Below are 23,550 nucleotides of genomic sequence, written 5' to 3' on the forward strand. Positions count from 1 at the left end.
TCCGCCGCGTGCTCATCGCCCCCGACACGTTCAAAGGCTCCCTCAGCGCACCCGAGGCCGCTGAAGCGATCGCGAGTGCCGCCCGGCTCGCCTGGCCGGACGCCGAAGTCGACCTCATGCCGCTGGCCGACGGCGGCGAAGGAACCCTGGCCGTCCTGTCCTCCGCCGGGGCGACCTTGACGACGACACGGGTCACCGATCCAGTGCACCGCGCACTGAACGCGTCCTGGGCGATCCACAATGGACGGGCGATCGTCGAATCGGCGGAAGCCAGCGGTCTCGGGCACGTCGTCCCCACGCCGTCCACCGCGGCGAACGCATGCACCTGCGGGACCGGGGCGTTGCTTCGCGAAGCCGTCGACCGCGGCCTGCGGGACATCGTGCTGACCGTCGGCGGAACAGCCACCACCGACGGCGGCTCCGGTGTTCTGCGTAGCCTCGGCGCACGGTTCCTCGACGAGGACGGCAAAGACCTGCCGTGCGGCGGTGCCACACTGTCCACACTGGACCGCATCGACTTCATCGGCCTGCCCGAAGCCCTGGCGGACGTCCGCCTCAGCGTCGCCACCGACGTGGACAGTCCCCTGCTCGGCAGCCGGGGAGCCGCCGCCGTCTACGGGCCGCAGAAAGGCGCCACGCCGGAAACCGTTGCCGCACTTGACCGCGGACTGCGCCGGCTGCACGAAGTCCTGTTGCGCCAGACCGGGGTCGAGACTGACGTCCCCGGTTCCGGAGCCGGAGGCGGAATCCCCGCCGCGCTGCTCCCGCTCGACGCCGCCGTCGGCTCCGGAGCGGATCTCCTGCTCGACGTCATCGGTTTCGACCAAGCCGCCGCGACGGCCGACCTCGTCGTAACCGGCGAAGGGTCATTGGACGACCAAACGCTGACCGGAAAGCTCGTCTGCTCCGTGGCCGCACGATCGCCGGTGCCGGTCGTCGCCGTTGCTGGACGGGTAACGCTTTCGCCCGCCGCACTGCACGCGGCCGGCATCCGCCAGGCCGAAGCCCTCGTCACGCACGCGGGTTCCGCCAGCGCAGCTGTCGACAAAGCGGCGCACTGGACAACCGTCGCGGCCCAAGCACTTTTCGCGCGCTATCAGCCGGTGCCGCGGTGACTTGCGCGCTCACACCGGAAGCAGCAATGGACGTTTCGCGGTGCGGCCGTCGCCGGAAGACCTGCCCAGCAGTCGCCGGACCAGCCAAGGACCGAGAAACTCGGCGAGCCAGCGAAGTTCCGCGCCCGCTGTGCGCCACGCCGGCCTGCGGACAGCGGGCGGCAGCGGATCGCTCCAACTGCCGTCGCTGCCGGGGAGACCGAGGCTGTGCGCAACAGCGGCCGCGATCCGCGCGTGTCCGAGAGGGTTGGCGTGCAAGCGATCCGCACACCAGAGCCGCGGATCGCTGGCGACCTCGTGCCGGTCACTGTCCACAACGGTCACCCCGTATCGGGCCGCCGCAGAACGGATCCGGCGGTTGAGGTCAGCGACTCGCGGCCGCAACGGCGCGGCGATCGGCGCGATTCTCCCGATGTCGGGGAAGGCAAGGGTGACCACGGCGGCACCCTCGGCAGTGAGCGCGGCGAACATGGCCGTCAGGTGCGCTTCCACCGAGTCGGCGTCGTAGCCGGGGCGGAGCACGTCGTTCATCCCGGCGACGACGGTGACCAGCGTCGGACGCAACGCCAGCGCCGGGCCGAGTTGTTCGGCACGCACCTGACCGGCGAGGCGTCCCCGGACAGCGAGGTTGGCGTACTCCACCGGTTCGCCGGCCGCCGCGAGATGTTCGGCGAACCGGTCCGCCCAGCCTCGGTAGCCAGCGGCCTCGTCGCCGTCGCCGATGCCCTCGGTCTGACTGTCGCCCAAGGCCACGTAGCGAATGGTCACGCACCGGCCTCCTGTTTGATCTGCTCGAACCGGGCGGCCATCGCTTCGCTCAGCGCCGTCGCCGCGGAGAGCGGGCGCACCATGACGGTGAAATCGTCGATCAGCCCGTTTTCGTTGGTGTGCAGGAAATCGCAGCCGTTGATCTCCTTGTCCCCCACCTTCGCGGTGAACACGAGGGCGTGGTCGTGGCCATCGGCGCTGGAGATCTCCCGGACGTAGCGGAAGTCGGCGAAAACCCCGGTCACCGCCCGCAGAATGGCGGCCGTGATCGGCTTGCCGGGGTACGGCCGGTACGCGACCGGGCTGGTGAACGTCACGTCGTCGGCGAGCAGGGCTTCGACGGCCGCGTGGTCGTTGTTCTCGATGGCCTTCCGCAACGGGTGCACGCTGCCTCCATAGTAACTTTGTTGAATAGGTGCAGACGAGATTAATCACCGGAGTGCTACCGTGTCCAGGTGTCCCTGAAGTTCGCGATCCTCGCCGCCCTGCTGGAGGGCGAGTTCTCCGGCTACGACCTGGCCAAGTCGTTCGACGCGTCGGTCGCCAACTTCTGGCAGACCACCCCGCAGCAGCTCTACCGCGAACTCGAACGGCTCTCCGCCGACGGCGTGATCGCCGCGCGCGTCGTCGAGCAGGAACGCCGCCCCAACAAACGGATGTTCAGCCTCACCCCCGCCGGACGCCGCGCCCTGCACGAGTTCACCGCGACCCCGGTCCAGCCCACCACGATCCGGGACGACCTCCTGGTCAAGGTGCAGGGCAGCGACGCGGGCGACGCCGACGCGGTGATCGCCGCCATCGAGGAACGCATGGACTGGAGCCGCGCCAAACTCGCCCGCTTCGAACGACTGCGCGAACGCATGCTGGCTGGCCGGACGGAAAGCGACTACCTGCGCGACAACGACCGCGTCGGCCCCTATCTGACCCTGCTGCGCGGCATCTCGTTCGAGCAGGAAAACCTGCGATGGGGCGAGCACGCCGCACGGACCCTCCGGCAGCGCGTTTCCAAACCCGCCTAGCGAACCCGTCCTCATTGACGTATACCCCTACCTGTGACGGCTTCCACGGTAGGACTGCTGCATCCAGGCCGGATGGGTTCGGCGATCGCAGCGCAACTGATCGCCGCCGGGCACCAAGTGCTGTGGTGCCCGACCGGACGATCGGCAGGCACAGCGCGACGAGCCGCGGAAACCGGACTAACCGCGGTAGAAACGCTCCCCCTGCTCCTCGAGCGGAGCACAGTCGTGTTCTCGATCTGCCCGCCCGCCGCAGCCGAGGAGGTCGCCGGGTCCGTCGGGGACTACGACGGGATCTACGTCGAGGCGAACGCAATCAGTCCACACAGGACGATCGCAATCGCCGGCCGGCTCCGCGCGACCGTGGTGGACGGATCGATCATCGGACCACCCCCGGACGAGCACTCGACCGCGCGCCTCTACCTCTCCGGCCCAGAGGACGCCGTCGAACTGGTACGGAGACTGCTGGCCAACAGCAAGGCCGAACCAGTGCCGCTCGGCGAACGGATCGGCGCGGCAAGCGCGGTGAAAATGGCCTACGGCTCATTCCAGAAGACCTCACGAGCCCTGGCCGCGGTCAGCCACGCCATCGCCGACGACTACGGCGTCGGCGAGCACCTCCTCAAGGAAGCGAACGCCTTCGGCGGCAACGCACTGGCGGACCCGGACGGACTACCGTCCGCAGCCGCGCGCGCTTGGCGCTGGGCACCGGAAATGCTGGAGGTCGCGGAAACCGCACGGGCACTCGGCCTCCCAGACGCCCTTGCCACCGGCTCAGCCGAAGTCCTGTCCCGCTGGGCGGACGATAAGGACGATTTCGACCTCAGCCTTCCGGCGACGCTGCGCAACCTGCATCGCGAATAGCGGCCACGGGATCGTGCGTCGCGACGTCTCCGGAGCCGGTCTCGCCCGGGATTCGCTTCGCCGGATCCACCGATTGAGCACTGCCGAAACACTTACGCCTGAGCGATGCAGTTATGAGAGAGCAACTCGCCGATGCGACAATTCGTCCGTTTCCGAACGTATTCGAAATACCGCTCGAGTTCCCGCTGTCCGACCAGTATGACCACGCTGCCGAGGCAGGCATCGATCGTGAAATCGCCCGATTCTTGGCCCTCAGGTGCATTCTCTCCGAAACAAGCTCCCCGGGCTCAGGCACCTCCACGGGTGGCTCACCGGTTCCAACGCCTCCGCCGAGACTGTTTCAAGATCATCCGACAGTGCGTTTCCACTGGTCAGAAGCTGCATGGAGAGCAAGATAGTGGGCCGCGCCGACGGCCAAGGGATTATGAGTCTTCCTGGGCCGAACGGTGTGCTAACCCGTGAAAACACAGGTCAGCGACGAGCATCCGCGGCAAAATCCCGTGGGTTTGGGAAGATCCTCCCAACGGGGATCACAGCCCGGTGTCTACCGTACCCCTCAGAGCGCCAGCACTACCGGGCGCGGAGTGCGCCCACTTACCTCGGCGGGCGCGCGTTCTGCGAGACCTCGGCAGCCTCGCGGAACGCCGAGTCCGCCGTTGGTCTGCTGTGCCAGCCACCCGACCCGCTACCGCCGCTGTCGCTGCGGACGCAATCAGCCTTTGAGGCGAGGGAACAGGTTCTCCGAATTTCCCCGGTCAATCGCCGCCCGCAGAGCGGCGTCCAAGGGATAACGCTCGAAGGTCTTGTTCATGAACCCGACAGCGGCCGCGGGAGCGAACGGGAAGTCGCTGCCGTAGGTGATGTGGTCCGGGTCCGCCACCTCCAGGAGGCTCGGCAAGGCCGAAGGCGACGCCGAAAGGGCGATGTCGTAGTAGAACTGCCGCAGGACTGAGAGCTGCTTGGGGACCTGGTGCTTCTGGTCCAGCAGCGCCCAGGCTTGCTGTGCCTTGTTCTTCGTGTTCAGCATCGTGAGCAGGATGCGGTACGAAATGTAGGGCACGAACCCGCCCGCGTGGGCGAGGATGAACTTGATCCCCGGGTATTTTTCCATCGAACCCGACAGGATCAGGCTGATCGCGGTGCGCGTGGTGTCGAGCAGGAAGTCCGCGGTGAAGGTGGGGATTCCGGGCACCTCCGGCCCGGGCAGCTCGCCCGGGTGAACGAAGACCGGCGTCCGGCGTTCGTGGAGGAACTGCAGCAGCGGCTCGAATCCGGGGTCGCCGAGGTAGCGGCCGTCGTTGTTAGCCAGCAGGACGATTCCGTCGGCGTGCAGCGTGTCGAGCGCGTATTCGGCTTCGGCTAGTGCGCCTTCGACGTCGGGCAGGGTGAGGGTGGCGAAGAATCCGAACCGGTCCGGCCGGTCGGCGACGACTTCGGCGGCGTACTCGTTGACGTCACGCGCCCAGCGGCGGGCCTCCGGGATGTCTCCGAAGTAGACCCCTGGGGTGGAGAGGGACAGGATCCCAGTGGCGATTCCGTGGCCGTCCATGAACTTCAGCGCGGACGGTGCCGACCAGGACGGCAGGTCGATCCCTCCAGGACGAATTCCTTTGTCCTGCATCCATTTCGCGTAGCGAGGTGGCACGAGGTGCTGATGGGTGTCGATGCGCTGGGCACGGCTCATCGGAGCCATCCTTTCTCGGAGTGGGTCAGCGAAGCCGGGCAGCGAGGTCGACTACCGCCTGGGCGTGCAGCTCGAACAAGCGCATCAGGTCCACGCCGTCGCCGCCGATTTCCTTCGCGACGAACAGGCCGTCAGCGCCGGCCATGGCGTACGTCGTGAGCAGTTCGACGGACTCAGAGTCCAGTTCGGGCATGAATTCGGCGATCATGGCCGCGACGCGTTCATGCGCGATGCCGCGCACTTGCAGGAACATCGTCCGCGCGCTGGGCTCTTCGGGGCGGCGCTCCAGGGTCAGCATGAGGCCGAGGCGCAAGAAATCCGGGGCGTCGAGCAGCGCCTTCGCGACCTGCTGAGCCAGCCCGGTCACGCGCGCCAGTGGCGTTCCGTCTTCCTCGGGCAGGGACAACGCGGTGAGCCAATTGTCGAAACTGCGCTCGATGACCGCGGCGATCAGGTCGTCTTTGTCCTTGAAATGCCAGTAGATCGAACTCGCCGGAAGCCCGCATTTCTTGCTCACCAAGGCGATGCTGGTTCCCTCGTAGCCGCGTTCCCCGGCGACCTCGACGGTCGCGTCGAGGATCTTGCGGCGCGACTCCTCGCCATTCGCCCGTCGGCGTCGCGCACCTCGCTCGTTCACGCTCACTCCTTCACCTTACCGTATCGGTCACTACAGGAAGGGGTTGACCGACGCCGTCCGCTCAGCTTACCGTAGCGATCGATCCAATTGTAGTGATAACTACAGGAACACTGTTCCCGACTCGACGTGGAGGCCTCGTGCCGTCGACTGGCTCACCAACGTCCGCCGTGGTGCGGCGTACTGAGAGCACCGTCCGGGTCGGTGCCCGCGACATCTTCCTGACCGAGGTCACCGCCGAGGAGAACGCGGCGAACGCGACGCCGGTGGTCCTGCTCCACGGCGGCGGCCCGGGCGCGACCGGCGCGTCCAACTACGTCCGCAACGCCGACGCGCTCGCGGCGGCCGGTCATCGGGTGCTGGTTCCGGACATGCCCGGGTACGGCCGGTCGTCGAAGGAACTGGACCATGCCGACCCCTTCGGCGACCTCGCGATCTTCGTGCGCGGCCTGCTGGACGCGCGAGACATCGAGAAGGCGCACGTGGTGGGCAACTCCTACGGCGGGGCGGCGGCGCTGCGGCTAGCGCTCGACCGGCCGGACCGGGTGAAGACGCTCGTGCTGATGGGGCCCGGCGGCATCGGCACGACCCGGCAGCCCCCGACCAAGGGACTGAGAGCGCTGCTGGGGTACTACGGCGGCGAGGGCCCGTCCCGAGCGAAGCTGACCTCGTTCATCCGCGAACACCTGGTCTTCGACGCGTCCGAAGTGCCGGAAGAACTGATCGAACTGCGCTATCAGACCAGCATCGACCCGGAAGCGGTGGCGAATCCTCCCCTGCGCCGCCCGTCCGGGCGCGGAGCGCTGCGCACATTGTGGCGCATGGACTTCACCCGCGACCGCGACCGGCTCACGCGCTGCCAGGTGCCCACGCTGGTCGTGTGGGGCACCCATGACAAGGTCAACCGCCCGTCCGGCGGACCGTGGCTGGCGCGCACCATGCCGCGCTGCGATCTGCATCTGTTCGCCCGCACCGGCCACTGGGCGCAATACGAGCAGGCGCCACGGTTCAACCGGCTACTGCTCGACTGGCTCGGGGAGGCCAGGTGACCATTGTGGACACCACAATCCGCCCGGACGTCTTCGGTGCCGCACGGCTGGGCTACGTCGTCGTCGAGTCGCGGCGGCTGACCGACTGGAACCGCTTCGGAGCCGACGCGATCGGCCTGCACGTCGACGAACTCACCCGCGACACCCTGCGCTTCCGCCTCGACGACCGCGAATGCCGGTTCCTTGTCCGGCGCGGCCCCGCCGAGGACGTCATCGCCGCCGGCTGGGAGATCGACAACCACGAGATCTTCGAAATCGTGCTGGGACGGGTCGCCGCCGCCGGACTTCCCGTCACCGAAGGCTCGCCGGAGGAGGCCGCCTTGCGCGGGGTCGAACGGCTGTGGCGATTCCCCGGTCCGAAAGGCATCGCCACCGAGGTCTTCACCCGTGCCCGCACCACCGCCGCGCCGTTGCGGATGCGCAACACCGCATTCGTCACCGGCCGTTCCGGCATGGGGCACCTGGCGATCACCACCACCCGGCCCGAGCAGCTGCACACCTACTGGAACAACCTGCTGGACCTGCGCCTGTCGGACCGGATCGTCGAACGCGTCGGCCCGGCGAAACTGAACATCCGGTTCCTGCGCAGCGGGCAGCGGCACCACTCCATCGCGCTCGCCAACGTCGCCGGGCTGGCGCTCGACCCGGTCCGCACCTCCGTGCAGCACGTCAACATCGAGATCGCCACCCTCGAAGACCTCCTCGCCGGCTTTCACCGGGTCACCGAACTCGGCTTCGCCATGGCCTGGTCGATCGGCCAGCACACCAACGATCGCGAGCTGTCCTACTACTGCGTCACCCCGTCCGGGTTCGAACTCGAGGTCGGCTGGAACCCGGTCCTCGTCACCCCCGAACGGGAAGAGACCTGGGAACCCACTACGTACCAAGGCATTTCGCTTTGGGGGCACACCACGGCCGGCGCGGGCGTCGCCACCCTCATGTCGCGTTTCCAAGCCGCGGTCCGGTCGCTGCGCGAGCAGGAGGACACCGTTCCGGCGCTGTCCTCCGCCGCGTTGGGCGCCCACCGCTGACATCCGTCCCAGCCAAGGAGGCACACGGAAGTGTCCGAAATCCCCCGCTACGACGTGGCCGTCATCGGGTACGGGCCCACCGGGGTCACTGCCGCCAACCTGCTTGGCGCGCAAGGCTTGAAGGTGGTCGTCGTCGAACGCGACGCCGAGGTCTACACCCGCGCCCGCGCCATCTCCACCGACGAGGAAGTACTGCGCATCTGGCAACGGGCCGGGCTGGCCGAAGAGCTGCGGCGCGACATGCTGGCCGGTCTGCCGATCGACTTCGTCGATCATCGGGGACGGCCGTTCCTGTCTGCTTCCTTCGACCCGGCGGGCCATGGCTACCCGCCTCAGCTGTTCATCTACCAACCGGTCCTGGAAGAGACCCTGCGCAAGGGCGTCACGAGGTTCCCGAACGTCGACCTGCTGCTGGCCCACGAATGCCTGCGCGTGCGCCAAGACACCGGCGGCACCGAACTGCTGCTGGCCGAGGACGGCGGCGAACGCCTCAAACGGGTGCGGGCTTCCTGGGTCATCGCCGCGGACGGCGGTTCCAGCCCGACCCGCGGCCAGTTCGGCATCGGCTTCGACGGCCGCACCTACGAAACCCGCTGGGTGGTCATCGACACCGAGGTCAAGCGCGAGTGGCCCGGTCACGACCGGCTGCTCTTCCACTGCGATCCGCTCCGCCCCGCCGTGGACTGCCCCACCCCGCTGGGACACCACCGCTGGGAATTCCCCGTCCTTCCCGGCGAGGACGAAAACGAACTCGTCACCGATGCAGCCGTGTGGCGTCTGCTCGGCCGCCAGGGCATCACTCGTGACGAGGTGACCGTGCTGCGGGCGGTGGTCTACAGCCACCACGTGCGCGCCGCCGCCCGCTGGCGCGCCGGCCGTGTCTTCCTCGCCGGCGACGCGGCCCACGCCATGCCGCCGTGGATCGGCCAGGGCATGGCCGCCGGAGTGCGCGACGCGGCCAACCTGTGCTGGAAGCTCGCCGCCGTCATCCGCGGCGAATTGCCCGAGACCGTGCTGGATTCCTACGAGACCGAGCGCAAACCGCACGTGCGCGAGGTGACGCGCCGCGCGGTGCTCGTCGGCAGGCTCATCACCGAACGTCGTCGCCCGCTCTGCCGGATCCGTGACACGCTGGTGCGTCCGCTGGCTCGGCTGTCGCCGGTCCGGCGCCTCCTCGTCAAGCTGTCCTGGCTGCCCGAAGCGCACTACCCGCGCGGATTCCTCGGCAGCGGCACTCCCGCGGTCGGCCACAAGGTGCCCCAGCCGTGGGTCCTCGACAGCGATGGCGCCCGCCGCAGGCTCGACGACGTCCTCGCCGGCAAGTGGACAGTGCTGAGCACCCGCGCGGCCCTCCCGGCCCCGGCGTGGGTCGCCGCCGTTCGGCTGACGGTCCTGCCTCCCGGAGCACAGCCGGAAAACGGATGCGTGGTCGACATCGACGGCACCCTCCTCGACTGGATGCGGACGCACCGGGCCCACATCGTGGCTCTGCGGCCGGACGGCTTCGTATACGCCGCCGCAGACGCCACCGCCGCGCTCTCCCCGCCACCCGCCGGATTCCGGCCGCTCGACGCTGATCGTCTGCTGTCCTGACTCGGAAGGACCACCGCCATGAACCGAAAGTTCACCCGTCGCCGCGCTGTCGGCACTGCCGCGGCCCTAGCCGGTGCCAGTTTGTTCAGCACCGCGGCCGCGATGCCTTCCGGCGCCTATCGAATCGACGTGCACGCGCATTTCCTGCCGCCCGAGTACCGGGCTTGCTTGCTGAGCCACGGCTACTTCACCATCGGCGGCTACCCCACGCCTGACTGGTCGCCGGAGGCGGCGCTGGATTTCATGGACCGCTACGGGATCGCCGCCCAAGCACTGTCCATTTCGGACCCCGGCGTGTCCTTCCTCCGCGGCGCGGAAGCACGCGACATGGCCCGGTATTGCAACACCTACGCCGCGGGCTTGTTCAAGTCCCATCCGACTCGCTTCGGCGGCTTCGCGGTGCTGCCCATGCCCGACGTGGCAGCGTCGATCGCCGAACTCGAATACGCGCTGACCGTGTTGCAGCTGGACGGCGTCGTGCTGCTGTCCTCCTACGACGGCGTGTATCTCGGCGACCCGCGCTTCGAACCGCTGATGGCCGCTCTCGACCGGCACAACGCGTACGTTTTCGTCCATCCCGCGGCCGTGTCCCGGGACTCGAAACCGGAACTGCCCCTCCCGGACTTCCTCTACGAGTTCACCTTCGACACCACCCGTGCCGCGACGATGCTGATGTACACCGGAACGATGCGCCGGTATCCCCGCATCAGGTTCCAGCTCGCGCACGCGGGCGGCACCATTCCGTTCCTGACCTACCGCTTGGGCGTGCTCTCGAAAACCGGAGCCGCCGATCTGTTCCCGCCCGGCGTGCCGCGGCCGTCGGCGTTCGACGTCGCCGCGCTGGTCAAGACCTTCTTCTACGACACCGCGTTGAGCCCGGCCGCGACGGACCTGCGCAGCGTGCTCGCGGCCGGGCAGCAATCCCGCGTCGTTTTCGGCAGCGACTGGCCGTTCTCCCAGTTGACCCTCACCGGTTCCGGAGATCCGCAGCCCGAACTCGATCAGACCTTCACCGCCGGCGACCGGCTTCAGATCGAGCGAACCAACAGCTTGCGTGAACTCCCCCGGCTGGCGCGGGCCGTCGGGTCCTGAATCACCGGCCCGCGGTCGTCAGCGCCGTGAACAGCCGAGGGAGCACGTCGGTCAGATAGCGGCTGTCTGCCTTGTCAGGGAGTTCGTCGAGGATCGCGCGTTCGAGCATGGTCTCGTAGAGCGCCACGATCGCGACGACGGCACTGCTCGGGTCGACGGTCAGCCGCATGTCCAGCCGGTCGAGCAGGTTCTGAAGAATGTCGGCGAGGGCGTCGTGGAAGCGGCGTTCCGCGGCCGCGGCCGGCGCGCGCAGGTCCGGCTGACGGAGCGCCTGCGCCCGGAACTCGGCGTTGAGCAGGTACCACGTCTCGTCCGCCGCGAGCGATTCCATGAACAGCAGACCGGCTTTCCCCAGCACCTCGTCGACGGAACCGGGCACGGCCCGCTCGACCGCCTCTTCGACGGCACCGCGCAACCGCTCGGCGCGCTCCCGCATCTCCACCTCGTAGATCGCGAGGAACAGTTCTTCCTTGCTGGCGAAGTTCGAGTAGAAGGCGCCGCGGGTGAAGCCGGCCCGTTCGCAGATCAGTTCGACGGGAGCGTCCCGGATGCCGGTCTCGGCGAAGACCTCGTAGGCGGCGGCCATGACTCGTCGCCTCGTCTCCGCGCGCCGGCGGGTCATGCGCTTCGGGGTTTCCAGGCCCGCGCCGGTCGTCGGCATGTCGCTCACCCTATCTCCCCCGACCAGGTGATCGGATACACGTTGCATCGGATGCACACTGCATTACGATACACCTTGTATCCGACGTGTTGGGAGCGCCCGTGTCGTCCTTCCTCTACCGGCTGGGCCGCGCCGCCGCCCGGGCGCGTGTGCTCGTGGTGGCGGTGTGGGTCGTGATCCTGGCCGCGGCCGGCGGGGCGGCGCTCGTGGCCAACCAGGGCACCGACGACGCGTTCGCCATTCCGGGCTCGGAGTCCCAGGACGCCCTCGACCACCTCGGCCGCGTCTTTCCGGAGGTCAGCGGCACGTCCGCGCAGCTGGTGCTCGTGGCGCCGGCGGGCGCGAAGGCCGATACCCCGCAGATCCGGGCCGCGGTCGCCCAAGCGGTGCAGCGGATCGGGAAACTGGACCAGGTCGCCACGGTCGTGAATCCGTTCGACAAGGGCGTCAACGGCGCGGTGTCGAAGGACGGCCGGGCCGCGCTCATCGCCGTGCCGCTGAAAGTGCAGCTCGCCGAGGTCGATCCGGCCACCAAGACGCAGGTCGCCGGGATCGCCGCCGACCTCGCGAAGGCGACCGGCACGGAGGTCCGCACCGGCGGCGACGCGTTTTCCGACCGGGTCCCGAAGCTCAGCCCGACCGAGGGCATCGGCCTGGTCATCGCCTTGCTGGTGCTGGTGCTGATGTTCCGGTCGCTGATCGCCGCGGCGATGCCGCTGGCCACCGCGGTCCTCGGGGTCGGCGTCGCGGGCGGCCTGATCTTCCTGGCCACGCTGGTCACCCCGATCTCCTCGACCGCGCCGATGCTGGCGGTGATGATCGGGCTCGCCGTCGGGATCGACTACGCCCTGTTCCTGCTCTCCCGGCATCGCGACCAGCTGGCGGAAGGCCTCGACGTCGAGGAGTCGATCGCCCGGGCCACGGCCACCGCCGGGTCGGCCGTGATCTTCGCCGGGCTGACCGTGGTCATCGCCTTGCTCGGGCTGGCGGTCGCGGGCATCCCGTTCCTGACCACCATGGGCATTGCCGCCGCCGTCGCGGTCGCGCTGGCCGTCGCGATCGCCGTCACGCTGGTGCCCGCGCTGATGTCCTTTGCCGGCAAGCGATTGCGGCCGCGGGTCAGGAAACCGCGGCGGCGGACCCGACGCCGCCAGAAGCCGCAGGTCGCGCGCGGGTGGGTCCGGCTCGCGACCAAGGCGCCGCTGGTCACCGTGCTGGTCGTGGTGGCCGGTCTGGCGGTCTGCGCGATCCCGGCCCTGTCGTTGCGCTTGGCGTTGCCCGACAGCGGAACCGAGGAGCACGGCAGCCCCGCGCGCGATACCTACGACGTCGTCAGCGAACATTTCGGCCCCGGCTACAACGGTCCGCTGATCGTCACGGCGGACATCATCACCAGCACCGATCCGGTCGGGCTGATGAACAAGCTCGCCGAGGAGATCCGGCACGTGCCCGGTGTCGCGTCGGTTCCGCTGGCCACGCCGAACCCCAAGGGCGACACCGGCATCGTGCAGGTCATTCCCGCGACCGCGCCGGACTCCGTGCAGACCGACGACCTCGTCGCCCGGCTGCGCGGGATGGAGCCGCACTTCCGGGACGCCTACGGCGCGCAGACCGCGGTCACCGGGATCACCGCGGTCGGGATCGATGTCTCCGCGCAGCTCGGCGACGCACTGGTGCCGTTCGGGATCCTGGTGGTCGGGCTCTCGCTGATCCTGCTGGCCATGGTGTTCCGGTCGATCTGGGTGCCGATCAAGGCGACCGCGGGCTATCTGCTTTCCGTCGCCGCGGCTTTCGGCGCGACGTCGTTCGTGTTCGTCCAAGGACATCTCGCGGACGTCCTCAACGTGACGCATGTCGGGAGCGTGATCAGCTTCCTGCCGATCATCCTCATGGGTGTCCTTTTCGGACTGGCCATGGACTACGAGGTCTTCCTCGTCTCGCGGATCCGCGAGGACTACGTCCACGAAGGCGATCCGCACCACGCCATCGAATCCGGGTTCGTTTCCGCGTCGCGGGTGGTCGTCGCCGCCGCGGTGATCATGCTCGCAGTCTTCGCCGCGTTCGTGCCCGAGGGCAGCGCCACGATCAAGCCGATCGCGTTCAGTCTCGCGGTCGGCGTGTTCATCGACGCCTTCATCGTGCGCATGACCCTGGTGCCCGCGGTCCTCGCGCTGCTGGGCCGCCGCGCCTGGGGACTGCCTCCGAAGCTCGACCGCGCCCTGCCGGTGTTCGACGCGGAAGGCGACGCGCTCGTCCGCGAACTGCGCTTGGCCGACTGGCCCGCGCCAGACAGCACCGAAGCGGTCAGTGCCCGGGCTCTCCGGCTCGAAGACGACCGGGGCCGTCCGGTCTACTCAGGAATCGAGCTGCACCTCCAGGGCGGAGAAGTCCTTGTGCTGCACGGCGCGGACGCGTGCGGGAAAACAGCTTTGCTGTACACGCTCGCCGGACGGGTCACGAAGTTCACCGGCGACCTGAAGGTGCTCGGGCGCGTCCTGCCGCAGCACGCGCACGCCCTTCGCCGGGACGTCGCCGTCGTTCCCTGCCGCGATGAGAAAGACCCCGCCCGCCAGATCGCGGACGCTCTGGGGAGCGACGCCGGGCTCGTCGTCGTAGACGACGTCGACCTCGTACTCCGCACCGACGTCCGCGACCGGGTGCGGGCCCTGCTCGGCGATCGCCGCACCCGCTCCGGCGAAGCCGCCACCTTCGTGCTCGCCTGCCAGGATCCCGACCGCATCCGGGACCTGCTGCCCGCCCGAGCCACCCGCCTGCACGGTCTCACCGCCGCCCAGCCCGCCGAGGTCCGCTGATGCTGAAGCCGTTCGCCAACTCCGCCCGCGCACTGGCCACCGGGCCGCTGACGTGGCGCACCTGGGCCGGCCTGATCGCTGTGCCGCTGATCATCATGGGCCTGCTCACGTGGGCGTTCTGGACGCCGGACGCGAATCACGGCACCGCCAAGGCGGCCGTGGTGAACAACGACGAACCGGTGCAGGTCAACGGGCAAACCATCCCGCTCGGCCGTCAGCTCGCCGGATACCTGACCCACAGCGAGGATTCCGCGTACACCTGGGTGCTCACCGACGCCGACGACGCCGCCTCCGGCCTGGCCGACGGCAGCTACGCGGCCACAGTCACGATCCCGAAGGACTTCTCCGCCCGCGCCACCTCCAGCGCCACCGGCAAACCACTTGAAGCCCGGCAGGCGCGGCTGCAGGTGCAGACGTCCGACGCCGCCGGGGTCACCGATCCCAGCTTGGCGACGCACATCGCCAAGGCCACGCAGGACACTCTCAACCAGCAAGTCGTGGAAACCTACCTGGACAACGTGTACGTCGGGTTCACGACGCTGCACAAGCAGGTCGGTCAGGCAGCCGACGGGGCGGCCCAGCTGGCCGACGGGAACCGGCAGCTGGCCGACGCCGCCGGTCAGCTCAACGAGGGAGCCGGCCAGCTCGCCAACGGGACCGAACAGCTCGCCGCCGGATCCGGGAAACTGTCCACCGGACTCACCCAAGCCGAGCGCGACACCGCGCAACTGCCCGCCCTGACCCGCCAACTGGCCACAGGGGCCGATCAGGTCGCCGACGGCAACGAGCAACTCGCTGCCGTCGTCGTGCCGCTGGCCAACCGGATCATCGCCGCCATCGACGCCCTCCCGTCGGCGAACAATGCCGCGGAGCAGTTCCGGCAGCTGGCCGACCAGTGCCCCGCCAACGGCGGTTCGGCCTCCTTCTGCAGCGACCTGAGCCGGACCGCGGACCGGTTCACCGCCGACGCGCAGAAGATCGACAACGCGACTGCCGCTGTCCGGGCCAACGCCGTCAAGGCTCGCGACTCCGTCCAGGCCCTGGCCGCCGGAGCCCGCAAGGTCGCCGACGGCAATGCCCAGCTGGCCGACAAATCCGGACAGCTCGCCGCCGGAATCGCGTCCGCCGCGGACGGCGCCCGCCAGCTCGACAACGGTGTCCGGCAAACGAATTCCGGTGCCCACAAGCTCGCCGACGGCACCGGGCAACTGACCGACGGAGCCAAGAAGGCCGACCACGGCGCCCACGAACTGGCCACCCAGCTCGACAAGGGCCGCGACCAAGTACCCAGCTACACCGATGCCGAACGCGCACACCTCAAGACCGTCGCCGCCACCCCGAGCACCTCAGCCGCCGACGCAACCCCGACCGGAACCCTGGCCCTCACACTGTTCGCCGCCTTGGGTCTCTGGGCGCTGGCACTGGCCACCTACCTCATCACCCGCGCAGTCCCCGACGCAGTGCTCACCGCCCGCGAACCCACCTGGCGAATCATCCTGCGCGCCGCCCTCCCCGGCGCGACCGCGGCCGGGCTCGCCGCCATCGCCATCACCGCGATCGCCGTCCCCGTGCTCGAACTCGGCCTCGGCGGCACCGCCGGGTTCCTGCTGATCGCGCTGCTGGCCGCATCGGCGTTCGTCGCCCTCAACCAGGCGGCGACGGCGATCTTCGGCCGGGCCGGCCGGATAGCCTCGCTGGCGGTGCTGGTCCTGGCCGGAGCCACCGGTGTCGTCTCGACACTTCCCGGACCGCTGTACGCACTCGCCGACTACCTGCCCACCCACGGCGCGGTACTCGCGCTGCGAGCCGCCGCCACCGACGGGACCGGGCTCGCCACGGGTGTCGCCCAGCTCGCCGCGTGGCTGCTGGTCGGCGGTCTCGTTTCGATCCTGGTCACCGATCGCCGCCGGTACCTTTCCGCTCGAAGCATCCGGCTCCGGCGGAGTCGTGCGCTGTCCGCCACTTGATCGGAAGGACACGACGGGCGGCCATTCCCCGCACTACGATGTCGCCAGACAGCACCAAAAATGACCGCCCGGTCCCGCAGCTCGACAAATTTCTTTTCCCTTTTGCGGTGACCAGCGTCTTCAGTTCATTTCCACCCAATACCGCCGGAGAATTGCTCGGAACGGCGACAACTCGGCACCGCCATCGAAGTCGAGGCAGCCGTCGACCGTTGAGCCGGCCCGCGGGCACCTCAACGGCGGTATGAAAACAGGCTTACTCGAACAATCCCTTGGGTTACCAGCGCTGCGCTCGTCTCCAGTGCTCCCACGAGACCTCGCCTCAAGATCGTTTTCAAGCCCGTTTCCGCAGTTCAGACCCTATACAAGGGGAGGCAGAGTGGGCCGGGTCGGGCTCGAACCGACGGCCAAGGGATTATGAGTCCTCCTGGACCGAGCGGTGTGCTGACCTGCGAAAACGCAGGTCAGCGGCGAGCATCGGGACCAAAATCCCTTGGGTTTGGGAAGATCCCCCAAATCGGGGATCACAGCCCATCGTCCACCGTACCCCTCAGCGCGCCCAAACTGCCGAGCGCGGAGCGCGCTGCAGCGCGGCGGTTGACAGCCCACCGAGGGGCTGTCAACCGCCGTGCTCACGTCCGACCGGAGCGTCGCACCCGCCACACGGCCCGCCATCACTGGACGGACACAGCCCGTTGACGAGCCGCGGTGAACAAGCTCAGGCCTCTGCTCAACAGCTAAATACAACTCGAACGCTGAATTCGCCGAGGTGCGAATACACACGCTGCTCCCACCTGAGTTCGCGAGTTAGCTCGGCTTGCGCTGAATGCACCTCGGATGACAGCCGGTTTTGACTCGCAGAAACGACGGCAGCCCCATCTCGCGACTTGGTCCGCGAGCTATGTCCAATGGATCAGCTTTCGCTGCTTGCTGTTGACGCGCGGGCCAAGGAGTTATCGTGCCGCGGCTACCGCACAGAACGCGTGACCACGATCTTGGCGGTCACGCCAACCAGGGCGGTGATGGCTCACGGCATGGAGGCTTCACGCACCCCGAGATCGCGAAGCTGGATTCGCAGCACTTTCCCCGGCGCGCCGACTGCGCCGGGGGCCTCGCGGCTTTCTTGGTTGGTGATTCCCGGTGAGCCGCTGCCCGGACGAGCCGGTGGGGGCAACCGTCCAAAAAGGTCCTCGCCGTGGCCGCTCGAGGAAGGGGCTTGCACAAACGCCGCTGTGTCGCTTCCGTCTGAAGACTGACGTCGCGCACATGGCCACAAGCGTGTCCGCTCACAAGTCCTTACGGGCCTTGGGAAACGACATCTAGCCTTGGATCGAGGCACCGAACGAGAAGCCGCACCAGTTCGCTGTGGCTGACCTGCGCGAGAGGTGGAACGCGTTCTTCTTCTTGAGTAGGGTTCGATCATGGACATTGGAATCGCGTTGCCGACGATGTGCCGTGGCTACGACCGCGCCGCCACCGTGGACTGGTGCCGGCTGGCCGAGCAGGGTCCATTCTCCAGTATTTCCTGCGGCGAACGGATGACTTTCCACAACCCTGATATGTGGATCACGATGGCCGCCGCCGCTGCACTCACCGAACGACTGCGGATCTTCATCAACCTGTCCGTGCTGCCGGCGCACCCGACAGCGCTGGTGGCCAAGCAGGTCGCCACGATGGACGTGCTGTCCGGCGGCCGGGTCACCCTCGGTGTCGGAGTCGGCGGCCGGGAGCACGACTACCGTTCGCTCGAATCGTCGTTCGACCGCAGGCACGTGCGGCTTGACGAGGGTGTGGCCGGCTTGCGGTCGTTGTGGGCGGGCGAGCCGCCGTTCCCCGAGGCCGACGCGGTCGGCCCCGCGTGCGTGCAGCCTGGCGGACCGCCGATTCTCGCGGGCGCGCTCGGTCCCAAGGCGATGGCCCGTGCGGCGAAGTGGGCCGACGGGGTGGCCAGCTTCAGCGTGGCCGGCGATCCTGCCGAGATCGCCGCCGCGGCGCAGGCCGCCCGACAGGCCTGGAGTGCGGCCGACCGTGAGCCGCCGCGTCTGGTCGGCGGCTGTTTCTACTTGCTGGGCGAGCCCGAACCAGGGCCGCGGCTGCGCGAGTTCACCGCCGAGTACCTGGCCATCTTCGGGTCCGCCACCCGGCCGTTCGCCGAGGCGATGCCGACGTTCACCACCGATGCGGTGAACCGGGCGCTCGACGGCGCCGAGGAAGCCGGGCTGGACGAGTTCATCCTGGTCCCCGCCGGCACCAGTCTCAGTGTGCTGGAATCGACAATCGAATTGGTCAACGCTCGCGGGTAACGCCCGTGAGGTGTACGCCAAGTCGCGGTGCCACCCGCACAATGGTGTGCCGAGCGCAGGCGGCCGTCAAACCCGGGGCGTGACAGGTGTCGCGTGCCCGCCGCATTTCCGGTTGGCGGGCCGAGGACAGTGGGTGGTCCGCTGAGGGAGCATGTTGCGGATCAGCCGTGCGGAGCGATCATGGAGACGGCTGCCGCATGTCCGGAAATGCCGATGTCAAAACGTTTCGCCGTTCGGCGTTGCGCCGAGTCGTTGTGCGACCCGTCGCGCTGCCCGCTCGAGTGCCGGGCTGCGATTGCCCGGTCCATAGCGGCGGGCCGTGAGTACTGCGGCCGCGACCACTGTGCCGTGTTCGGCGACGGGGAGGGCGATGGCACGGATATCGGGATCGGCGAGCCCGTCGCTGCGTGCGAGGCGTTCGCGCCGGATGGCGGGCAGCTCCGCGGTGAACGCGGCCGCGCCAGGCGTGTCCGCCGCCAGCCGCAGCAGGCGTTCCCGGTCGGCGTCGTCGGCGTAGGCGAGCAGCAACCGGCCCGCTGCGGTGCGCAGCAGGGGACGCGGGATGTGGTCGTCGGCGACGCGTTGGAGCTGCCGGGGCGCGCGCGGCCCGGCGTGGTCGAGATAGAGCAGCTGGGTTCCGACGAGTGCGGCCAGCCCGATCGGGACGCGAGCGTCGCTGCTGAGCGCCTGCAGCGCGTCGTGATCGAGTCCGCCGGGCGGGCCGGGTTGGGCGGCGAGCACGCCGAGGACGTGCGGCCGCGGCCCCAGCCGGTAGCGCCGGTCGGTTTTGCGCAGGTAGCCGCATCGGCACAGGTCGTCGACGAGGTCCTGGGTGGTGCTGACCGGCGCGCCGACGGCGGCGGCGACCTCGGTCAGCGTCAGCGGCGACCGGGCGCGCGCGACCGTGTCGAGAATCCGGTCGGCCCGCATGATGGCACGCTGCTCCCGCATGTCCACATTTTACGGATATTCGGAAGTCCCGGCGGTCCGGTGCACTTCCGGATCAAGCTGGAGACATGGACGCAATCGATTCGCAGGCAACACAAGGCACCAGGGCAGCCCACGCCGGCTCGGAGAGCATCGCGGCCTCGCTGGCCGAGACATTCGGGCAGGATGTCGGCCCGGTCCGGATTGTCGGCAGCGATCCCCTGACGCCTTCGGTACACCGGCTGGGCGATGCCTCGGCCGCCGCGATCGCCGCCTTCGGCCAGCAGATCGCCGCACTCGCGGGGAAGGTGCCGGTCACCGTGCACGCCGACGCCGCCATCGACCAATTGCGCGCCAGCTTTCTGACCACGATCAACGGCCAGGCCGCGCACCGGCTCGCCGACGATCCGGCATCGTTGGCCAACAACGACTTCTACGCCGCCCGGGACGGCCGCTGGATCTTCCTGATCACCACGTACCCGCGTCAGCGGGACGCGGTCTGCCGGGTGCTGAACTGTCCCCCGTCCGCCCAGCGCATCGCCGAGGCCGCCGCGCACTGGGACGCGTTCGCGCTCGAGGACGCGGTCTGCGCAGCCGGCGGGGTGGCGGCTGTCGTGCGCAGCGCCGGCGAATGGCGCAGCCTGCCCGCCGGCCGGCACAGCGCGGCGCACCCGGTGGTGCGGATCGACCGGATCGGCGAAGCCGAGCCGCGCTCGCTGCCCCGGGGCCAGCAATGGCCCCCGCTGCACGGGCTGCGCGTGGTCGACCTCACCCATGTGATCGCGGGGCCGGTGGCGGCGAAGCTGCTGGCCGCGTTCGGGGCGGACGTGCTGCACGTCAGCCGGCCCGATCTGCCCGACCCGGTCGCCATGATCGCGTTGACCGGCGGCGGCAAGCGCAACGCCTACTGCGATGCACGGGATCCGGGCCAGGCCGCGCGGCTGCGGGAGGTTGCTGCCGGGGCGGACGTCTTCGTCAACGCGTACCGCGGGATGGCCGCCCGCGGCTTCGCGGCGCACGACCTCGCGGCGGCGAATCCCGGGATCGTCACGCTGGAGTACCACTGCTGGGGCGCGGACGGCCCCTGGGCGGCACGCGGCGGATTCGACCAGCTCGCCTGCTCCGCAACGGGTTTCGCACTCGAGGAAGCTGTCGAGGGCAGGCCCTCGCTGCCACCGACATACCTGCTCAACGACTATCTCGCCGCCTACCTCGGAGCTGCCGGGACCGTTGCCGCGCTGCGCCGGCGCGCCGTCGAAGGCGGCAGCTGGCGCGTGCGGGTGGACCTAGCCCGGGTCTGCACCTGGGTTCAGGACCTCGGCAGTTTCACACCGGAGCAGGTTCGTTCCCTGCCGCGACCGGGTGCCGCTTCGATCGCCGAGCACACCGTGCGCGGCCCGCTCGGCACCCTCGTCGAACCAGCGATCCCGATCAGCTTCACCGGCCTGCCGACACCCACCCCCGGCGCGCCCGCACTGCTGGGAACCTCGGAATTGCAGTGGTAGCCACACGATCGCATCCCTCGGCAGCCGCGTGCTGCTGACCCTGGCCCGCGACTCCGCGGAAGCCACCGCCCGACTCGTCCTCGACGCAGCCTGCACCACGGGCACTCTCGCCTGCGGGTGTCGCGACGGCGACGCCGGGAGGCGACCCGTCGCCCGGTGCCCGCCGGCAGACGAACCCGCCGCACGAACGCCGCCGCCTAAGCGTGCACCTGCCGCACCCCGGCCATCCGGTCCACCGCGTCCTCGACCGCCAGCGCCGCACGCCCGCGCAACGCCACGCTCTCAAAACGCGCACGCCCCGCAGCGTCGGCGACCAGCGTCGCGCACCCGCTCAATGCTCGTCCCCGTGCCCGTTTGCCATCCCCGGCGCGGGAGCCTCCTCGCCGATCCGGGCCCAAGCCTCGCTCACCACGTCCCCCGCGACCAGCCGGGCCTTCTCCGCACCGGCCTCCGCCGCACGGGCGCCTCGCAGTCCCCACGCCGTCACCGTCACCGTGGCCTGCCGGACCGCGTTCGGCTTGGCGACCTTCTTCACTCCGTCATACGCCGCCGCACCGGCCAGACCCGTCGCTACGACCTACGCTGCCTTGACGATCACGTGCCGCTGGGCAATCGCGCTGCTTCCTCCGCAGCTGCCATCGCGACCTCGCCGCAATGATCAGTCTGTCGCGTCAGCGGTGGCGTACTTCCTTCTGTTGCAGGAAGAAATTTTTCAGGCAGGCGTCGCGCATCCGGCGGCCAGGTCTTGTCTTTCAGGCGGGGACCAGTCGCGCCGTCGTCATCCGCGGAAGCGCTCCGCTAGCCATTCGCCGATCTCCGCCGCCGCGAGGCTGGCGCCGGTGGGTCCGCCGGGGCGGAGCGGGCCGCCGAAGTGGGTTCCGGCTACGCGTCGATGGTCGACGTCGTCAGTGCCCAGCGCGGCGACCATCGCTTTCGCATCGGCCGGGAAACAGGCCGCGTCGCCGGTGAGTTCCACGAACAGCGACGGGGTCCGCACGCCGGGAGCGCAGCGCAGGAAGTCGGCGTTCGTCGTGTTCGCCGACCAGATCGACAGCCACGCTTCCGGGGTGACCAGCCGGGCGAAGCCGACCAGACCGTAGTCGGTGAGGTCGGGGCGGCGGCCGAACAGCGAGCCGTACGGGCGCCCCGCCGAGGATCATCCGCAGCGCGTGCAGCGATGCCTCGTAATGTCAGCCGTAGTCGCCGGTGGTCAGGATCTGGTTGATCGGATCCGCCGAAGCCCGTGTAGTACGCGCCGGCGACCGGCTTCGGCGGCGGCGCCGGGCGCAGGTAGATCGGTGCGTCGAGCCGAGCCGCGGTTTCCAGGACCGGAGTGAACAACGGGTCGTCGAGGAACCGGCCGCTGAGCGTCGCGTCCACAAAGCCCAGTTCGCCGACGGCGCTCCAGTCCGGCCACGGCGGCGTCGGGGGCGGTGGCCGACAGCGTGGCGAACGCGGCGAAGCGGTCGGGATGGTCCTCGACCATGCGGTGCAGTTGTTCGTTGACCTTGGCAGCTAAGGGCTTTGCGGATCAACGAAACGGGCGAGGAGCCAACCCGGGTCCGCTCCTCGCGGATAAACGCCGACACCGCAACCACCTTGAACCGACAACGCGACAGCGGTAAGACCGAAACATGGCACCCTCACCCGCCGACAGCGTGGATTCAGGACAGCTGCTCGATCAACTCGAATTCCTGGAACTACGGTTCGACAGCCACGCGCACCTCGCGGGCAGCGACCTGACCGACCCAGGAACATCAGACTGGTGGGCCACCGCCGGGATGACGGTGTCGCCGGACGAAGACGACCCTGCCGATCAATGGTATTTCTCCGAGAACGCCACCCTCTCGGCGAAACCCGACCCGCAAGGCTACGTCGACGTCAGCATTCTCGAAGCCAGCGGCCTGACCATCGACCTGCAGCACGTCGACGGAATCTTCGACGCCCTGGACGCGCGCAGCTCCGACTACGCCAAGTTCATCCCCCTGTTCGGCAACCGCGACGAGTACGGGTTCCTCGGTCTCGACGACCGCCTCCAGAGCACGACCCACGCCTTCGGCACCCACGTCGTCATCGTCGACCGGGTACGTCTCGCGCCCGCCTGGCGCGGTCTCGGCGGCATCGGACGCTTGCTTACTGCCCGTGTCCTCCGCTGGATCTGCAGCGACCCGCGCCTCATCGCCGTCCAGCCCTTCCCGATCGACCTCGACCGCAGCCTCCTCCGAGACGCCAGCGTCTTCGAACCGGCTCTCGACAAGGTCCGCCGCACCTGGGCGTCGCTGGGGTTCGTCCCGGCATTCGGGGGCATCTGGGTCGCGGACCCGGGCCGTTCCGCCTACAGCAACGCCGTCGAAGCCCTGGAAAGAAAATTCGGCCTTCGGTAGGGGCTCCTCGGCTTCGAGGCAAGCGGGGTCTGACGATGTAACACGATCTCGCGGAGTCGCGACTCCTGCTGTGATCGTGAACAGCGGAGGGCAGCGGTATGGGATATCGGTTCAATCCGCCACCGAACTGGCCGGCCGTCCCCGTCG

At 69.0% G+C, this 23,550-nt stretch carries 21 protein-coding genes; 12 read left to right on the plus strand and 9 right to left on the minus strand.

Translation table 11 applies throughout. From position 1 onward, the window contains the following. Positions 1 to 8: 8 nt before the first annotated feature. Positions 9 to 1,115 carry a glycerate kinase gene (locus tag RPX00_RS44705; RefSeq protein WP_406635061.1) on the plus strand — a complete coding sequence of 369 codons (1,107 nt, stop codon included), beginning with the start codon at positions 9 to 11 and terminating at the stop codon, positions 1,113 to 1,115. Between the two features lie 9 nt (positions 1,116 to 1,124). Here RPX00_RS44705 and RPX00_RS44710 read toward each other — a convergent pair whose 3' ends face one another. Continuing rightward, complete coding sequence (locus RPX00_RS44710) at positions 1,125 to 1,883, minus strand: SGNH/GDSL hydrolase family protein (RefSeq protein WP_406635062.1); 759 nt, start codon at positions 1,881 to 1,883, stop codon at positions 1,125 to 1,127. Further along, on the minus strand, positions 1,880 to 2,269 hold the full coding sequence (locus tag RPX00_RS44715) for a nuclear transport factor 2 family protein (protein ID WP_406635064.1): 390 nt from the start codon (positions 2,267 to 2,269) through the stop codon (positions 1,880 to 1,882). Before RPX00_RS44715 ends, RPX00_RS44710 begins: the two co-directional genes overlap by 4 nt. A 69-nt stretch (positions 2,270 to 2,338) precedes the next feature. Between RPX00_RS44715 and RPX00_RS44720 the strand changes: the two genes are divergently transcribed. Beyond that, positions 2,339 to 2,902, plus strand: coding sequence for a PadR family transcriptional regulator (locus RPX00_RS44720; protein ID WP_406635066.1), 564 nt, complete (start codon positions 2,339 to 2,341; stop codon positions 2,900 to 2,902). A gap of 33 nt (positions 2,903 to 2,935) precedes the next feature. Further along, positions 2,936 to 3,763, plus strand: a complete 828-nt coding sequence (locus tag RPX00_RS44725; protein WP_406635068.1) for a DUF1932 domain-containing protein — start codon at positions 2,936 to 2,938, stop codon at positions 3,761 to 3,763. A gap of 712 nt (positions 3,764 to 4,475) precedes the next feature. Here RPX00_RS44725 and RPX00_RS44730 read toward each other — a convergent pair. Then, a complete protein-coding gene (locus tag RPX00_RS44730; protein WP_406635070.1) occupies positions 4,476 to 5,447 on the minus strand; it encodes an amidohydrolase family protein in 972 nt (323 codons plus the stop codon). A gap of 25 nt (positions 5,448 to 5,472) precedes the next feature. Next, positions 5,473 to 6,084 carry a TetR/AcrR family transcriptional regulator gene (locus tag RPX00_RS44735; protein WP_406635072.1) on the minus strand — a complete coding sequence of 204 codons (612 nt, stop codon included), beginning with the start codon at positions 6,082 to 6,084 and terminating at the stop codon, positions 5,473 to 5,475. Between the two features lie 170 nt (positions 6,085 to 6,254). On the opposite strand from RPX00_RS44735, the gene RPX00_RS44740 reads away from it, so the two are divergent. The 4 genes from RPX00_RS44740 to RPX00_RS44755 are packed head-to-tail and all read left to right on the plus strand — an operon-like array spanning position 6,255 to position 10,846. Next, complete coding sequence (locus RPX00_RS44740) at positions 6,255 to 7,130, plus strand: alpha/beta fold hydrolase (protein WP_406635074.1); 876 nt, start codon at positions 6,255 to 6,257, stop codon at positions 7,128 to 7,130. Continuing rightward, positions 7,127 to 8,161, plus strand: coding sequence for a VOC family protein (locus tag RPX00_RS44745; protein ID WP_406635076.1), 1,035 nt, complete (start codon positions 7,127 to 7,129; stop codon positions 8,159 to 8,161). Before RPX00_RS44740 ends, RPX00_RS44745 begins: the two co-directional genes overlap by 4 nt. A 30-nt stretch (positions 8,162 to 8,191) precedes the next feature. Beyond that, entirely contained in the window at positions 8,192 to 9,754 is a 1,563-nt protein-coding gene (locus tag RPX00_RS44750) for a bifunctional 3-(3-hydroxy-phenyl)propionate/3-hydroxycinnamic acid hydroxylase (protein ID WP_406635078.1), read from the plus strand. Positions 9,755 to 9,772: 18 nt separating this feature from the next. Next, positions 9,773 to 10,846, plus strand: coding sequence for an amidohydrolase family protein (locus RPX00_RS44755; RefSeq protein ID WP_406635080.1), 1,074 nt, complete (start codon positions 9,773 to 9,775; stop codon positions 10,844 to 10,846). A 1-nt stretch (position 10,847) separates the two neighbouring features. Here the strand turns inward: RPX00_RS44755 and RPX00_RS44760 are convergent, their stop codons facing one another. Then, on the minus strand, positions 10,848 to 11,507 hold the full coding sequence (locus tag RPX00_RS44760; protein ID WP_406643311.1) for a TetR/AcrR family transcriptional regulator: 660 nt from the start codon (positions 11,505 to 11,507) through the stop codon (positions 10,848 to 10,850). 101 nt (positions 11,508 to 11,608) lie between these two features. On the opposite strand from RPX00_RS44760, the gene RPX00_RS44765 reads away from it, so the two are divergent. The 3 genes from RPX00_RS44765 (at position 11,609) to RPX00_RS44775 (ending at position 18,587) form a co-directional block, all read left to right on the plus strand. Further along, positions 11,609 to 14,320, plus strand: a complete 2,712-nt coding sequence (locus RPX00_RS44765; RefSeq protein ID WP_406635082.1) for an MMPL family transporter — start codon at positions 11,609 to 11,611, stop codon at positions 14,318 to 14,320. Beyond that, positions 14,320 to 16,287, plus strand: coding sequence for a YhgE/Pip family protein (locus RPX00_RS44770; protein WP_406635084.1), 1,968 nt, complete (start codon positions 14,320 to 14,322; stop codon positions 16,285 to 16,287). The genes RPX00_RS44765 and RPX00_RS44770 overlap by 1 nt, the downstream gene beginning before the upstream one ends. Positions 16,288 to 17,705: 1,418 nt before the next feature. After that, positions 17,706 to 18,587, plus strand: coding sequence for an LLM class flavin-dependent oxidoreductase (locus tag RPX00_RS44775; RefSeq protein WP_406635086.1), 882 nt, complete (start codon positions 17,706 to 17,708; stop codon positions 18,585 to 18,587). A gap of 216 nt (positions 18,588 to 18,803) precedes the next feature. On the opposite strand, the gene RPX00_RS44780 is transcribed toward RPX00_RS44775, so the two are convergent. Beyond that, positions 18,804 to 19,538 (minus strand): IclR family transcriptional regulator, encoded by a 735-nt coding sequence (locus RPX00_RS44780; RefSeq protein ID WP_406635088.1) that lies wholly within the window; start codon positions 19,536 to 19,538, stop codon positions 18,804 to 18,806. 65 nt (positions 19,539 to 19,603) lie between these two features. On the opposite strand from RPX00_RS44780, the gene RPX00_RS44785 reads away from it, so the two are divergent. Next, positions 19,604 to 21,019: a CoA transferase gene (locus RPX00_RS44785; protein ID WP_406635090.1), complete on the plus strand. Its 1,416-nt coding sequence runs from the start codon at positions 19,604 to 19,606 to the stop codon at positions 21,017 to 21,019. Positions 21,020 to 21,216: 197 nt separating this feature from the next. Here the strand turns inward: RPX00_RS44785 and RPX00_RS44790 are convergent, their stop codons facing one another. From RPX00_RS44790 to RPX00_RS44800, 3 genes are all read right to left on the minus strand, one after another. Next, positions 21,217 to 21,354 carry a hypothetical protein gene (locus RPX00_RS44790; protein WP_406635092.1) on the minus strand — a complete coding sequence of 46 codons (138 nt, stop codon included), beginning with the start codon at positions 21,352 to 21,354 and terminating at the stop codon, positions 21,217 to 21,219. Then, complete coding sequence (locus tag RPX00_RS44795) at positions 21,351 to 21,581, minus strand: DUF1490 family protein (RefSeq protein ID WP_406643312.1); 231 nt, start codon at positions 21,579 to 21,581, stop codon at positions 21,351 to 21,353. The genes RPX00_RS44790 and RPX00_RS44795 overlap by 4 nt, the downstream gene beginning before the upstream one ends. Before the next feature lie 216 nt (positions 21,582 to 21,797). Next, a complete protein-coding gene (locus RPX00_RS44800; RefSeq protein WP_406635093.1) occupies positions 21,798 to 22,016 on the minus strand; it encodes a hypothetical protein in 219 nt (72 codons plus the stop codon). Positions 22,017 to 22,653: 637 nt separating this feature from the next. Between RPX00_RS44800 and RPX00_RS44805 the strand changes: the two genes are divergently transcribed. Beyond that, positions 22,654 to 23,403, plus strand: coding sequence for a hypothetical protein (locus tag RPX00_RS44805; protein WP_406635095.1), 750 nt, complete (start codon positions 22,654 to 22,656; stop codon positions 23,401 to 23,403). Positions 23,404 to 23,550 lie beyond the last annotated feature (147 nt).

This window comes from Amycolatopsis sp. WGS_07, from assembly GCF_045278895.1.
In the GTDB taxonomy this organism is placed as follows: Bacteria; Actinomycetota; Actinomycetes; order Mycobacteriales; family Pseudonocardiaceae; genus Amycolatopsis.

Bases quoted from the DNA above. Each gene is read 5' to 3' on its own strand.
- RPX00_RS44780 (WP_406635088.1), bottom strand. From the start codon at position 19,538: ATGCGGGAGCAGCGTGCCATCATGCGGGCCGACCGGATTCTCGACACG.
- RPX00_RS44805 (WP_406635095.1), top strand. From the start codon at position 22,654: ATGGCACCCTCACCCGCCGACAGCGTGGATTCAGGACAGCTGCTCGAT.
- RPX00_RS44755 (WP_406635080.1), top strand. From the start codon at position 9,773: ATGAACCGAAAGTTCACCCGTCGCCGCGCTGTCGGCACTGCCGCGGCC.
- RPX00_RS44785 (WP_406635090.1), top strand. From the start codon at position 19,604: ATGGACGCAATCGATTCGCAGGCAACACAAGGCACCAGGGCAGCCCAC.
- RPX00_RS44770 (WP_406635084.1), top strand. From the start codon at position 14,320: ATGCTGAAGCCGTTCGCCAACTCCGCCCGCGCACTGGCCACCGGGCCG.
- RPX00_RS44730 (WP_406635070.1), bottom strand. From the start codon at position 5,447: ATGAGCCGTGCCCAGCGCATCGACACCCATCAGCACCTCGTGCCACCT.
- RPX00_RS44760 (WP_406643311.1), bottom strand. From the start codon at position 11,507: ATGCCGACGACCGGCGCGGGCCTGGAAACCCCGAAGCGCATGACCCGC.
- RPX00_RS44775 (WP_406635086.1), top strand. From the start codon at position 17,706: ATGGACATTGGAATCGCGTTGCCGACGATGTGCCGTGGCTACGACCGC.